Raw genomic sequence first — 13,275 nt, forward strand, 5'->3', positions numbered from 1 at the left:
GAAAAAATATAAATTTATTAAGAAAGGAAATGGGGAGAAAATGAGATTTGTAACTTTTCAACTAGGGCAAGAAACAAAACTAGGAGTCGTTAATGAGGAAGTTACAGAAGTGATTGATTTGCAGAGAGCTCAATCAGCTAAAGAGGTTAAACTTTTACCAACCTCTATGATAGAGGCGATAACACTTGGAGATAGATTTATTAAAGATGTAAATGAATTGTTAGAATGGGTAGAACTACAAGAAAATAGGAATTGGGTATATCAGCTAAATTCTGAAGAGGTTACATTGCTGGCTCCAATTCCTCGCCCGCCAAAGAATATATTCTGCTTAGGTAAAAACTATGCCGCCCATGCTTTGGAAATGGGCTCTGCTGATGAAATACCAAAACATCCAATGGTATTTACAAAAGCAGCCACTTCCGTTAATGGTCCTTTTGCAGATATATGGAATCATTCAGACATCACGAGTGCATTAGATTATGAAGGTGAATTAGCTGTTGTTATTGGGAAAAAGGGAAGTAAAATATCCAAGGAAGAAGCATTTGATTATGTTTTTGGTTATACAATGATCAATGACATTACAGCACGTGATTTACAAAAACGTCACAAGCAATTCTTTTTAGGAAAAAGTTTGGATACGGCTTGTCCTATGGGACCATTTATTGCCTATAAATCTTTAATAATAGACCCTAATAATTTACATATTGAAACCCGTGTTAATGGTGAAGTTCGTCAGTCAGCTAATACCGAACAACTTATTTTTGACATCCCAACAATCATTTCAACTATCTCACAGGGAACAACTCTTGAGCCGGGAGATGTAATTGCAACCGGAACGCCAGCGGGTGTTGGAGAGGGATTCACCCCTCCACGATATTTAAAAGCTAATGATATTGTTGAAATACACGTGGAAGGTTTAGGATGGTTACGGAATAAGATTATAGAATCCAGTAATAGATTATAGAGTATAACCCCATTTTGGGGTTATTGTGTTTAACCCTGTACATTTGGATTAAGAGTATCATTTTTTTCACAAAAATAATCTTACTAAATAGATTACCATCGTAACTGTTAATGAACTAAATAAAGTACTAAGTAATACGACCTGTGCCGCATATTCAGGTTCATTGTTATATTCCTGAGCAATAATTGCACTATTTACTGCTGTGGGCATTGATGCGGATAATATCATCGCTTGAGCCATTATCCCTTCAATATGAAACAACCAAATTATGACAAATGATATAGCTGGTCCGACTAATAAGCGGAAAAAAAGACTAAAAAAGATAGTTAGATTAATATATTGTATTTTCAAATTAGCAACCTGCGCACCTAATGTTAACAATGCAATCGCTATTAAAGCATCTGATATATAGTTAACTGGAACCAACACAAAGGATGGGACCTGTATATTTAAAACATTAAATAAAATTCCTAATGCCATAGCGTAAAAGACTGGCATTTTAAAGTAACTTAAAATCGTTTTAAGATTTCTACCGTTTACTGACTGTAAAGCAAATACTCCATATGAAAAAGTAAAGATATTTTGTAGTGTTAAAACAATAACTTGTATACTCATTGCAAAAGTATCATGCCGAAATACTAAATCATTAACTGGAACCCCATAGTTTCCAGAATTATAAAAAATGACACTATTGGAAAACGCCGTTCCCAAACCTTTTTCATGATGAAAGATTTTATTTACTAGCCAAGTCAGAAAATACAAAAAAGCTATTTGAAGAACAAAAAAGAGAAATATCTGTAAAAATAAATATAGTGAGAATTCAACATTATATAGCTTAGTAAAGATAATAGATGGAACTAGATAATAAATATTAATTTTCGCTAATGTATATAAATCTAGTTGAAATTTCCGATGCAACCAAAAGCCTAAAGAAATTAATATAAAAACTGGTAAAATGATATCGACAAGAATGGTAAAAAATTCATGCATCGTTTGACCTCTTTTCTATTCAGTTGAACAGTTACCACGAAACCTCTAAGCGCCTCCAAAGAAGTTCACTTATTTCAATTCAGTTAGAATGGTTTTCTCCACCTCTTCTAAACTTTTTTCATAAAAGATTTCCCATTCAACACGTTGAGGTGCAGGAAGTAGTGAGACAGTTAAATCTATATCTACTTGTCTAAGCTGATTCTGTTTCCATTTTAAATAGCTATAATAAAGAAGACGAGTAGAGAAGATCGGGTATTCAAACCCTTTCGATAATAGCTCAATTTGTTTTTGTTCATTTTGTTGCTGTAGTAAAGGAACTTTAGCAAAAATCCCTTCTAGTCTCAAAAAGGCTTGGTACAATAGGGATGGAACATGTAATGATTCTGTTTTAGGCTGTAAAAAATATTTAAAATAGGTTTGGCTTGCAAGATTCATATAGGCTTTATAATCTTCTACACGAAATTTCAGTCCACGCTCTAATGCTTTTGTTACGGATTGCTCGAGTGTCGTATAAAAAACATGATCTTCTATATGAGCATATAACGGTTTAATTCGTAACAATGATTTCATATAATAAAACTTCAACTGATCTTTTGCTTGATTACTATCTTCTAAGGATTTCTTCCAAAGCAGATGTATTTCTGAAGAAGTAAGTTCTTTTGTTTCATTGATTCTTTTTTCAATTTCCTGTATATTCATGCAAATCCCCTCTTTTCTTTTCTATCCTTAATTTTAACATAATATGACAAAAACTTCATTCTGATATGATATTTAGTAAAAGTTGAGGTGGGGGATTTTATCAGTCCAATATTCCTGTAAATACGGTCATTGGAGCAGACTGCAAAATTAGTTTATGCCTATGTTTTATCACCAGATATGGTAGAGTGAAAAGAAACAGGTGCATTCCTATTGGGGAAATGCACCTCTTTAAACTTTCTCTTACTTACTCCATCCCCTTATTTTTCTAGACCTGAAAGTAAATTAAATTAACCTGAAAAAGTGGAGGTTTGCTTTTCTAGTTCTAATCTACGTTGCTCTTGGAAACGTTTTGTTTCCGCTACGACAATACCAGATAAGCCTAGAAGACCAATTAAGTTTGGAACAGCCATCATTCCATTTAGCACGTCAGCAATATCCCAAACAGTTTTTAATTCAAAGGTGGTTCCAATAAAGACTGCAATGGTGAAAACCAAACGATAGAAAAATACAGATTTTGCACCAAATAGATATTCGAAACTCTTCTCACCATAATAAGCCCAACCAAGAATCGTGGAATAAGCAAATAAAATAATTCCGATGGAAACAATCCATTGACCTATATTGGGTAAGAATTGCTCAAAGGCTCTAACAGTAAGTTCAGCAGCTTGAGGGTTACTTAAATCAACCCCGGCATATAGACCACTCATAACAAGTACAATCCCTGTTATACTTGCAACAACAATCGTATCTAAGAAGGTCCCTGTCATCGATACAAGTGCCTGACGACCTGGCATATCTGTTTTTGCTGCAGCCGCAGCAATTGGTGCTGATCCCAATCCAGCCTCATTAGAGAAAACTCCTCTTGCCACTCCGTAACGAATAACAGCTCCAAGAGCACCACCTACAGCCGCTTGGCCCGTAAAAGCATTTCCGAAAATAAGGCCAAGAGCACCTGGCACCTTGTCAAGATTTAAGAAAATAATAATTAATCCTCCTAAAACATAAAAAACAGCCATGAATGGAACGAGATAAGAGGTAACTTTACCAATACTTTTGATACCACCTAAAAGAACTAAGCCAGTAAAAATCATAAGAATAATTCCAGTAATCCAAGTAGTTAATCCTGTGCTTTCTTGAACAGCTAAAGCAACAGAGTTAGATTGAACCATATTACCAATACCAAATGCAGCAAAGGAAGCAAATAGCGCAAATAGTACACCTAACCATTTCCAGCCTAAGCCTTTCTCGATATAGTACATTGGTCCGCCAGCCATCTCACCTCTTGCATCAATTGTCCGATATTTTACTGCAAGAATGGCTTCTGCATACTTGGTTGCCATACCAAAGATCGCTGTGACCCACATCCAAAAGACAGCTCCAGGTCCACCAAAGATAACAGCTGTTGCTACACCAGCAATGTTACCTGTGCCAATCGTAGCAGCTAAAGCGGTCATTAATGCGGCAAAGTGGGAAATATCTCCCTCTGATTGATCATCTTGATTTTTAGAGAAAGCAAGTTTTAGGGCATAAGGTAATTGAGAAAATTGCATGAATTTTAAACGAAGAGAAAGAAAAATACCAGTTCCGACAAGAAGAATCAACATCGGAGGACCCCAGACAATGTCACCGAGTGTGCCAATTAAGTCTTTTAACATAACATCACCTCTCAAAATAATTTTTATAATATTTATACTTTTATATTTATTCATTCATTTTACACAAAAAATATCCTTTAGTAAATTAAATTATTCAAGAAATTTCAATGAAAAAATACTTTTGTAAAATAAATGAGAACAATGCTTAAGAATTAAAAATAGTAAATTCGCCCTAAATTTATGTGTATGTACGAAAAATATGGTACTTATGGCCTCTTTTTTTAGTTAACATGTAGAGTGAAAATGTTTCCCCTTTCATATATAATCTAAGCAGTTATGGATAATATTGGAGAGGATGAATGTAAAGTGAGTAATGACATCATGAGTGTACAAGAGGGATTTTATGATGAGATTGTCCAAATCCTTCATGAGGAAACAGGCCAACATGTGAATGTAATGGGAGAAGGTGGAGTGATTATCTCATCTACAAGACCAGAACGTATTGGCACCATTCATGAAAGTGCAAGACAAATCATGTTAGGAATGATCAATGAAGCGTTGGTAACAGAGGAAGAAGCTGCAAAGTTAGAAGGTGTTCGTGCAGGATGCAATCTACCAATTGAATATCAAGGGAAACGGATTGGGGTCATCGGAATGACTGGTGATCCACAGATGATGAAACCGATCGTTCGCGTTGCCGTTCGTACAGTAATCTTATGGATAAAGAATAATGAACATCAAATAAAACAGCAAAAAGCTGCAGAAAATGTCTATGGCCAATTACAAAATATGGCTGCCACGATTGAAGAATTAGCTGCTAGTTCCGAAGATTTTGCTGTTACAAGCAAATCTACTTCAGCCGAAGTAATCAATGCAGGGGATCAAGTAAAAGAAGTAACCACCGCTTTGAAATTAATTAAGGATATCGCCTCGCAAAGTAAATTGATTGGCCTTAATGCGGCAATTGAAGCAGCACGAGCTGGAGAAGCAGGCAGAGGATTTACAATCGTGGCCAATGAAATACGAAAACTTGCAAGTAATAGTGAAGAATCTGTAAAACAAGTTCAAGAGATTTTAGTGCTTGTTCATCAGGCCTTTGCTAATATTCTTCAACAGGTACAGGTAAATGAAAATAAGGCAAAGGAACAATCGATTGCCCTTCAAGAACTAGCAAAATATGTTGAAGAAGTAGAGGATATGATGGAAAACTTAGTGCAAGAGTGAATAATGATAGACTCAATCGATGATTGGGTCTTTTTAATTTGTTTTTTATTCAAAAATTGGGTATGATTAATTTTATAGTTTAATCATTTAAGGGAGAAAAGAGGTAAGCTAGTTGAAAAATATTTTAAAGATGAAGGAACCTGTAAACACTTGGACCCATTTCGTTTCCTTTATTGCGGCCATTGTTGGACTAGTCTTTTTAGTCATCCTATCTAGGGATAATCTTTCAAAACTTGTCATCATGACTATTTACGGGATAAGTGTAATTTTGCTTTATGGTGCAAGTTCTTTGTATCATTGGATTAAAACAACACCTAAAAAAGAGTTGGTATTAAAAAAATTAGATCATGTAGCGATCTATATTTTAATTGCCGGATCTTACACTCCAGTCTTTTATTTCGGCTTAGAAGGGAAATGGAAGTGGGCAATGCTTATTTCAGTATGGGTACTCGCTATTATCGGTATCATACTAAAAATATGGTTTATCCACCTTCCTCGTTATGTATCTACAGCTTTTTATGTTTCTTTAGGCTGGATTGCCTTAGTTCCCTTATTTCAATTGATTGGCCAGCTTCCAACAGGAGCAATGGTACTTATGTTTGTTGGCGGGGTAGCTTATACGATTGGAGCTATTATTTATGCAACCAAATGGCTAGATTTTTTCCCGAATCGATTTGGATTTCATGAGATTTTCCATATCTTCGTCGTAATAGGAAGTGTCGTTCACTTTTTTATGATGTTATTTTATATTATCCCTCTATAGAATATAAAAATCTTCAAAATTAAACCCCATCTTAAAGGTGGGGTTTTTCATATACAGCATACACAGCACGAGCATACATAAAAAATAGGGTTTACTAAAGGATCGTATTTACCTGATCAATCGTATAATCAACATTTTCAATTATATTTTCGTTGAGTAGTTTCTCTAATAATTCTTCCGCGTGTTCCTTCGTATTAAATCCTTGGATAATATCCCTGCTTATCAATTTATCGCCTTTTTTATTTTTGTACACATCTTTATATACTACCCACATGATAATTCCTCCTTTTCTAAGATAATTTCTCACTTTTATTGTATATGTTTAAACATGTAAATTCAACTAACTATTTAAAATTTTAAAAAAATTGGGACTATAGCATTTTCAATATTTATATACTAAAAAACTTATTATACTTTTTTGTTGACTTTATTTAATAATTATTGCATAATAATACCAGAGGTAAGTTATGGCAAAATAATTGGATAGTTTAAGAAGTTTAGGAGAAATTAAGAGGTAGAGCAAATTCTACATACTTGTTTATTTAAAAGGAGGAATTAAAATGAAAAAACATGAATTACCTGCATTACCTTATGATTACAATGCTTTAGAACCTCATTATGATGAGCAAACTGTACGACTACACCATGATATTCACCACAAAGGATATGTAGATGGGCTAAATAAAGCATTAGAAAAATTAGCAGAAGCTCGCCAAACAGGTGACTTTGCTTTAATTAAACATTGGGAAAGAGAAGCTGCTTTTCATGGGTCAGGCCATTATTTACACAGCATTTTCTGGACGAATTTAACACCAAATGGCGGAGGAGAACCAACAGGTGCACTTGCAGAACAAATTCAACAAGACTTTGGTAGTTTTGAAGCATTTAAAAAGCAAATGGCTGCTGCAACGGTTGCAGTTGAAGGTTCTGGTTGGGGAATCTTAGGTTGGGATCGTACCTCAGAACAATTAGTTATCCTTCAAGCTGAAAAGCATCAAGATTTGACGATTTGGGGAGTTATTCCTGTATTAGTGATGGATGTTTGGGAACACGCATACTATTTAAAATATCAAAATAAGCGTGCGGCATTTGTTGATGCGTTGTGGAATATTATTAACTGGGCAGACGTAAGCAGACGTTTTGAAGAAGCTCGCGCAAAATAATGATAGGGAAAAGGGTATATTTTAATCATATACGGTCTTTATGTATAAATGGTAAAAGCCTCGTGCGTATGCGAGGCTTTTATACTTATTTTATTGTTTTATTATCTAATAACCATTTGTCATCCACTTTTTTTACTGTATAAGTGATGGTTTTACCATTATCAGTAACGGTTAAAGTGGCTTGATCGCCCTCAACTGTAAACGTATCTTGTTCAGTTAAAGTGTGACTTGAAAGAATAAAATAGTCTTCAGGTAATTGTAAAGTAGGAACTTGTCCTAATGTTAGAACATCTTCCATTTTAACATAGTTACTTACTGCTTCGTTTGCGCCATTTTCAGTATAATATTGACTTAAAAACTTTTTTACATCATCAAGTGTTTTATATCTTGATTTAGCAACTAAATAACTTGTATCAGAACCCTCTGGTGTAAAATCTTCGAAAATAAGGGTTAATTTGTTTTCCGCTATAAGAATTGCAGATTGAACATTTGTTTTTTCCTTTTCAAGGTCTTGTGGTGTTTCAGCCGTTTGCCCAGCTTTGTTTCCTGGTTCTTCTTTTGATGCAGATGAACATCCTACTAGGGAAATAGACATAATTGTGATGAGTGATACGATCATTAAAATAAACCATTTACTTTTGTTCACTTGTAAAAGCCTCCTCATATCCCTTCGTGATTTGTTATGATTGCAAAACAATGATCTTTATAAAATTATTTTGCAACAAGTTTTATGTTACAATAAATACCAAATAGTTTCAATAATGTTATGTAAAGTTATATTAAGTTGCAAAATATAGAAAATTTTAATAATATCAGTATTTTAAAGATATAATATAGTAACGCTTTAGTTAAATAATAATAGTTATGTTAACTTTGGTTTAATAATGAATGGATTTTTTTTGTTAAATGTTCCTGATTATAGACCCAACCTATATAAGAATCGATGATTTGCATTTCTTCATTTAATAAGACAATACCGATAAAAGGATAATGGTTTTTAAAACGATAACGTAAATCAATAAATCTTACCTCATATCCAAAAGAGGTCTTCTTCCACATTGGGTATGCGTAATCTGTTAAGGATAAAAACACTTCAATTTTTTTGTCTTGTTTAGCCATGATAATACTTTGATGATCTTTGAACTTCTTTTTTTCATCTATCCATTCCAATTGGTCGTTACGGATAACCCCGATACGATAAGTTTCATCATTTTCTTCAATTACATTCCATGTCGTCCATTGGATTGTTGGAAGAATGGTAATTTTACCCGTTACCTTATAGTCTTGGCGTAGCGTAGAGATAAGGTTATGATGAAAACATAGTCTCCATACGAGATAAATGATTGTCAAAAGATAAAGAAGCGAAAAAAGAATTTTTGGATCTAACCATTCAAAACTCCAAATTAAAATACCAACAATATGACTAACAAAAATAAATGGATCAAATATATTGATTGTATTTAAGGCTATCCATTTTTGACTGAACGGTCGTAATGCCTGTGTTCCATAAGGATTAAACAGATCTAAAAAGACATGTAAAAAGACAGAGATAAAGATCCATAACCATAGATGTGAAAATGGAATCGTTGGATAAAAGATGAGGAGAAAAAATGAAATTAAAGTTGGCCAGACAAAAAAAGCCGGCAATGAGTGGGTAATCCCACGATGGTTTTTGATATAATTAGCGGTTCCACCGAGCATTCTCGTAATTCCATCAAAATCTGGGGCTTGTGATCCAATCACTGTTCCAAGAAGAATAACTTGTGCCAAAAGTGGTTCTTGAGAAACAACTGGATCGATATGGGCCAGACCTGCTAAACTGATGCCAATAACAAAATGGGTTCCTGTATCCATGTTTTTTCTCCTCCGGATTTCTTTTCATTGTTATAATGGTACCCCACAAAAGTATTCGGAATAAGCTTCGAAGGAAGTCGTCACTTTTGTGGGCTGTGTTGTAGAATCTATTATAGACGAGAAATAGCTTTTTAATCCAGTGGATCAAAGACAACATGAAGGAGAGAGAAACTAGATTTGGTAGACAAAGATCTTTTTCAAAAGAAACTATTAGAGTGGTACCATGAAACGAAAAGGGATTTACCTTGGCGAAGGGACCAAAATCCGTATTACATATGGGTTTCAGAAATTATGCTGCAACAGACCAGAGTAGATACTGTGATCCCTTATTATCAAAACTTTATCAATCAATTTCCTACACTTGAACATCTAGCGAATGCAGAGGAAGAACAAGTATTAAAAGTATGGGAAGGGTTAGGCTATTATTCACGAGCACGTAACCTGCTAAAAGGTGTAAAGGAAGTTCAAGCAAAATATAATGGAATCGTTCCTAACCAAAAGACAGAAATCCTTCATTTGCCTGGAATTGGCCCTTACACAGCTGGTGCGATTTTAAGCATTGCTTATGGTAAAAAAGAACCAGCAGTTGATGGGAATGTGATGCGAGTTATTTCCCGTATTTTCCATTTGTTTGATGATATTACCAAGGCAAAGACAAGATTGAAAATCGAAAACCTAGTCCTTCAACTTATTCCTGAGGAGGAAGCAGGTTCATTTAACCAAGCTTTAATGGAATTGGGAGCCCTTGTTTGTACGCCAAAATCTCCACAATGTTTAATTTGTCCAATGATGGACTTATGTGAAGGAAGAAAAGAAGGGGATCATGAGGACTTACCGGTTAAGGCAACAAAAAAGCCATTAAAGCAATTCATCGTTTAAGTCTTGTCATTGAGACCGAACAAGAAGTATTTTTAGTAAAAAGACCTGATAAAGGTTTATTAGCAAAAATGTGGGAGGTACCCTCCTTAGAAAGCCAAGACCCGTTAACGAAAAATGAATGGGAAGAGATGATTGATCAGATGTATGGCTTTCATTTGAAATTAGACCAAGCTTGGATGAATGTGCAACATACTTTTACTCATCTTCATTGGAATATGATGGTCTATAGGATAGGTATTGAGCAGCTTGAGCATGATTCAAATTGGCCTAAACAGTGGGTTTTGTTCAAAAAAGCGGAGCTTCATAAGCTAAGTTTTCCTAAAGCTTATCATAATGTTATTCGAAAAATCATTGAATAAAAGGTGCTGCCTCTCAATCATATTGGTAACACATTCCTTTATAAAGGAATATTTATTGAAAATATTGTGAAACCTTCATTTCAAGAAAGTCATAGAATAGTGTAGAAATGGGGTGATAAATATGAGTCAATCCTATCCTGTTTTAGTTTCAAGAAATCCTTTTAGACGAATTGGAAATTGGTATGTAGGTTTACCCGAAGAAGAGACGGAGAAACCGCCTCTACTTTTTGTCCATGGCTTACATAGCAGTTCAAAAAAGTGGTTTAAAAATACAAATCAATCGGGTCATAATGACATGTATCAATTAGCTAAAAGGGCTGGTTATCCAACTGCTTTTGTAGACTTGAATACCGATCAGGAAAGCATATGGGAAAATGGAAAAATTCTCAGTCAAAGGATCAAAGAAATCTATCATTTTTTTGGCAATAAAAAATAAATATTATCGGCCATAGTAAAGGAGGAGTCGACGCCCAGACTGCCCTAATTTTTTATCAGAGCTATGAATATGTAGACCGTTTAATCACATTAGGAACTCCCCATTATGGAAGTCCTTTAGCAGATTTGGCTTTTAGTGATAAAGGGAGACATTTAGCTAAATTATTAGCATATAACGATTTGGGAACGTATCAAATGCAGACAGGTTATATGCAGAAAATGAGAGAAAAGATAGATGTCATGGCAAAAAAAAACCAATAGCTTATTACACCATCTATGGTGTTGATGCAACAAATCATCTTTCATCCTATTTGCATTGGAGTGGAAAATATTTAAGTCAATATGGGGCAAATGATGGAGTTGTACTTGTTAAAGATGCCGGTCTACCCTATTCAACACATATCAGTGGCCATTGGAATCATGACAATATACGGCTAGGTAAAAATATATTTCCTTTTATAGATAGTATTGTAAATACACACAAAAAAATAAACCCCATTAAGTTGGAGCAAAGAAAGCAGGAATGGATCCTTTATCCATTACTATTACATGGTGGACAATTAAGAGGAAATCAAGAAACCTTTCAATTTTATGTACCAAAGTATGAAAAAGGAATAGATATTCAAGGGTTAAGTAGCTCAGCACAAGTTGAAATTGAATTAGTGATGCCCAATCAACAAAAAATAAGGATGAGAAGTGAAGGTATTCAAATGGATGATTTATTTGATGGAGCTTATTTATATCAATTTTCATTGTCAAACCCTAAATCAGGAGCGTATCAGATTCATATCAAAGGAAATAGGCGGGAAGCCTTTTTTATCATGGTTTCTCTTGATTCTTTTCAACATGAAGCAATCCATATAAGACAGGAAAATCTATGTGATTCGGTATCAACACTACAAATTCAATTTCAACCTCCAGATTATTGGCAAAAGGATTCGCTTATGATTCATATCAATGGAGGCCAAAACCAATTAACACCAAGGATCAACCATTCAATGATTAATGCTGAGTGGCGTTTACCCAATGTTAAATCAATCGCAAATCTAAGAGTTCATCTCTCTATGAAGACCAAATACGGAGAAAAAATAGAGCGAGACTATGTGAAATCATTTGTCCATTCAAAATATAAATTGTAAAAATAACATCACCATTAAACTACTAATCACGACTAAAATTAGATTTGAATAGAACCAAGCAATAATCGCCCCAATAATACCAGCTATTAATCCATAAGTAGGATGTGAAGGGTTAGCCTCCATAATTCCAGGGAAAATTAAAGCACCTAAGACAGCATAAGGAACAAACTTTAACCAACGATTTAACCAATTAGGAAATTGAAATTGTTTAAATAACATAGGAAACATTCTTGGTAAGTAAGTAACAATGAACATGGCAAAGATTAATATCCAAGTATTCATATGATTTCCTCCTCTTGAGGTAGAAACGCACCTACCGTAGTTGCTATTAATGTGGCAATGATAATCGTCCAGCCACTTGAAAGTGAAGTAAATACCATAGAGATGATCCAGTTCATTAAACCACTAAAGATGGCAATAAAAGTGATTTGCCATGATTTTTTCATAGAGGGAACCAATAAACCAATAAACATCACATAAAGAGCAATACCCATACCCGCTGTTAAAGAAGCTGGAATCATTTGAGAAAATAGGCTACCAATAAAAGTTCCTATTACCCAACCAACATATGCTGTGGTAGCTAATCCTAAAAAATATTTTCCTCCAATATTGAATTTCTCTTCGCTCATACTTGCAACAACAAACGTTTCATCAGTGATACCAAAGGATAATAAACTGCTGATCAAAGGTGTTGCCTGTAACTTTCTAGATAAAGATGTACTCATCAGAAGATGTCGCAAATTAAGAATAAACGTGGTTAAAACGATTTCAAGTATTTGAGCATGGGATTGAAGTAAATTGATTGCAATAAATTGGCTTGCTCCTGCAAATACCCAAATGGACATTCCTGTTGCTTCAAAAGGATTCAGTCCTGCTTGAATTGATAAGATACCAAAAGTTAAAGCAATAGGTAAATAGCCAATGGCAATGGGCAAACCATCTTTGATTCCTAATCTCAGTTCTCCCACTGTATAAACCTACCTTTCCTCATATAAGCAAAATATTGAACATATTATAGCATAAAAAAACCAGGCGATGACCTGGTTTTTTTTAAGATTAAGAAAGTATAACTTTCTTCCATTAGTCATTTAAGGGTTTGTATATTCCATAAGCTGCGACCTTCAGAAGTGCCCTTCTCTCCGTAATCTTTATTCATAGAAGGGCACGGATGACGGAGCGCGATGGAATATACAAACCTTTTTTTAAAAGAT

General features: G+C 34.5%; 17 protein-coding genes. 9 read left to right on the forward strand and 8 right to left on the reverse strand.

Going from position 1 to position 13,275, the window contains the following annotated elements:
- Window positions 1-964, forward strand: a 964-nt coding sequence (locus tag U473_RS00840) for a fumarylacetoacetate hydrolase family protein (RefSeq protein ID WP_321164128.1), incomplete at its 5' end; no start/stop codon positions are given.
- 66 nt (window positions 965-1,030) lie between these two features.
- Here U473_RS00840 and U473_RS00845 read toward each other — a convergent pair.
- From U473_RS00845 to U473_RS00855, 3 genes are all read right to left on the reverse strand, one after another.
- The gene (locus tag U473_RS00845; protein ID WP_068722505.1) at window positions 1,031-1,954 is read right to left on the reverse strand and encodes an AEC family transporter; all 924 of its coding nucleotides are present in this window, start codon (window positions 1,952-1,954) and stop codon (window positions 1,031-1,033) included.
- Between the two features lie 69 nt (window positions 1,955-2,023).
- Window positions 2,024-2,653, reverse strand: a complete 630-nt coding sequence (locus tag U473_RS00850; RefSeq protein WP_068722507.1) for a hypothetical protein — start codon at window positions 2,651-2,653, stop codon at window positions 2,024-2,026.
- 287 nt (window positions 2,654-2,940) lie between these two features.
- Window positions 2,941-4,308: an alanine/glycine:cation symporter family protein gene (locus U473_RS00855; protein WP_068722509.1), complete on the reverse strand. Its 1,368-nt coding sequence runs from the start codon at window positions 4,306-4,308 to the stop codon at window positions 2,941-2,943.
- 306 nt (window positions 4,309-4,614) lie between these two features.
- Here U473_RS00855 and U473_RS00860 point away from each other — a divergent pair, with 306 nt between their 5' ends.
- Complete coding sequence (locus U473_RS00860; protein ID WP_068722511.1) at window positions 4,615-5,472, forward strand: sugar diacid recognition domain-containing protein; 858 nt, start codon at window positions 4,615-4,617, stop codon at window positions 5,470-5,472.
- A gap of 112 nt (window positions 5,473-5,584) precedes the next feature.
- A complete protein-coding gene (gene trhA, locus U473_RS00865; RefSeq protein WP_082732296.1) occupies window positions 5,585-6,235 on the forward strand; it encodes a PAQR family membrane homeostasis protein TrhA in 651 nt (216 codons plus the stop codon).
- 94 nt (window positions 6,236-6,329) lie between these two features.
- Here the strand turns inward: trhA and U473_RS00870 are convergent, their stop codons facing one another.
- The gene (locus U473_RS00870; RefSeq protein WP_068722513.1) at window positions 6,330-6,509 is read right to left on the reverse strand and encodes a hypothetical protein; all 180 of its coding nucleotides are present in this window, start codon (window positions 6,507-6,509) and stop codon (window positions 6,330-6,332) included.
- Between the two features lie 286 nt (window positions 6,510-6,795).
- On the opposite strand from U473_RS00870, the gene U473_RS00875 reads away from it, so the two are divergent.
- Window positions 6,796-7,398 carry a superoxide dismutase gene (locus U473_RS00875; RefSeq protein ID WP_068722515.1) on the forward strand — a complete coding sequence of 201 codons (603 nt, stop codon included), beginning with the start codon at window positions 6,796-6,798 and terminating at the stop codon, window positions 7,396-7,398.
- 85 nt (window positions 7,399-7,483) lie between these two features.
- Here U473_RS00875 and U473_RS00880 read toward each other — a convergent pair whose 3' ends face one another.
- Together U473_RS00880 and U473_RS00885 are read right to left on the reverse strand one after the other, a co-directional pair.
- Window positions 7,484-8,044, reverse strand: coding sequence for a hypothetical protein (locus tag U473_RS00880; protein ID WP_068722517.1), 561 nt, complete (start codon window positions 8,042-8,044; stop codon window positions 7,484-7,486).
- Window positions 8,045-8,265: 221 nt separating this feature from the next.
- Window positions 8,266-9,252, reverse strand: coding sequence for a metal-dependent hydrolase (locus tag U473_RS00885; protein ID WP_068722519.1), 987 nt, complete (start codon window positions 9,250-9,252; stop codon window positions 8,266-8,268).
- 177 nt (window positions 9,253-9,429) lie between these two features.
- On the opposite strand from U473_RS00885, the gene mutY reads away from it, so the two are divergent.
- From mutY to U473_RS00900, 5 genes are all read left to right on the forward strand, one after another.
- A complete protein-coding gene (gene mutY, locus U473_RS14455; protein ID WP_153011968.1) occupies window positions 9,430-10,131 on the forward strand; it encodes an A/G-specific adenine glycosylase in 702 nt (233 codons plus the stop codon).
- Window positions 10,132-10,139: 8 nt separating this feature from the next.
- Window positions 10,140-10,490: an NUDIX domain-containing protein gene (locus tag U473_RS14460; protein ID WP_235589126.1), complete on the forward strand. Its 351-nt coding sequence runs from the start codon at window positions 10,140-10,142 to the stop codon at window positions 10,488-10,490.
- A gap of 121 nt (window positions 10,491-10,611) precedes the next feature.
- A complete protein-coding gene (locus tag U473_RS00895) occupies window positions 10,612-10,926 on the forward strand; it encodes an esterase/lipase family protein (protein WP_068722521.1) in 315 nt (104 codons plus the stop codon).
- Window positions 10,927-10,973: 47 nt separating this feature from the next.
- Window positions 10,974-11,186: a hypothetical protein gene (locus U473_RS15590; protein ID WP_407701939.1), complete on the forward strand. Its 213-nt coding sequence runs from the start codon at window positions 10,974-10,976 to the stop codon at window positions 11,184-11,186.
- A gap of 50 nt (window positions 11,187-11,236) precedes the next feature.
- A complete protein-coding gene (locus U473_RS00900; RefSeq protein ID WP_068722523.1) occupies window positions 11,237-12,064 on the forward strand; it encodes a hypothetical protein in 828 nt (275 codons plus the stop codon).
- Here the strand turns inward: U473_RS00900 and U473_RS00905 are convergent.
- Both U473_RS00905 and U473_RS00910 read right to left on the reverse strand, forming a co-directional pair.
- Window positions 12,047-12,346 carry an AzlD domain-containing protein gene (locus U473_RS00905; protein ID WP_068722525.1) on the reverse strand — a complete coding sequence of 100 codons (300 nt, stop codon included), beginning with the start codon at window positions 12,344-12,346 and terminating at the stop codon, window positions 12,047-12,049. The genes U473_RS00900 and U473_RS00905 overlap by 18 nt on opposite strands.
- Window positions 12,343-13,032, reverse strand: a complete 690-nt coding sequence (locus tag U473_RS00910; protein ID WP_068722527.1) for an AzlC family ABC transporter permease — start codon at window positions 13,030-13,032, stop codon at window positions 12,343-12,345. Before U473_RS00910 ends, U473_RS00905 begins: the two co-directional genes overlap by 4 nt.
- Between the last annotated feature and the right edge of the window lie 243 nt (window positions 13,033-13,275).

Origin of the sequence: Tepidibacillus decaturensis, from assembly GCF_001561915.1 — a bacterium.
Taxonomy (GTDB): domain Bacteria; phylum Bacillota; class Bacilli; order Tepidibacillales; family Tepidibacillaceae; genus Tepidibacillus_B; species Tepidibacillus_B infernus.

Bases quoted from the DNA above. Each gene is read 5' to 3' on its own strand.
- U473_RS00885 (WP_068722519.1), bottom strand. From the start codon at position 9,252: ATGGATACAGGAACCCATTTTGTTATTGGCATCAGTTTAGCAGGTCTG.
- U473_RS00850 (WP_068722507.1), bottom strand. From the start codon at position 2,653: ATGAATATACAGGAAATTGAAAAAAGAATCAATGAAACAAAAGAACTT.
- U473_RS00895 (WP_068722521.1), top strand. From the start codon at position 10,612: ATGAGTCAATCCTATCCTGTTTTAGTTTCAAGAAATCCTTTTAGACGA.
- U473_RS00870 (WP_068722513.1), bottom strand. From the start codon at position 6,509: ATGTGGGTAGTATATAAAGATGTGTACAAAAATAAAAAAGGCGATAAA.
- U473_RS00875 (WP_068722515.1), top strand. From the start codon at position 6,796: ATGAAAAAACATGAATTACCTGCATTACCTTATGATTACAATGCTTTA.
- U473_RS00855 (WP_068722509.1), bottom strand. From the start codon at position 4,308: ATGTTAAAAGACTTAATTGGCACACTCGGTGACATTGTCTGGGGTCCT.
- U473_RS00905 (WP_068722525.1), bottom strand. From the start codon at position 12,346: ATGAATACTTGGATATTAATCTTTGCCATGTTCATTGTTACTTACTTA.
- U473_RS00845 (WP_068722505.1), bottom strand. From the start codon at position 1,954: ATGCATGAATTTTTTACCATTCTTGTCGATATCATTTTACCAGTTTTT.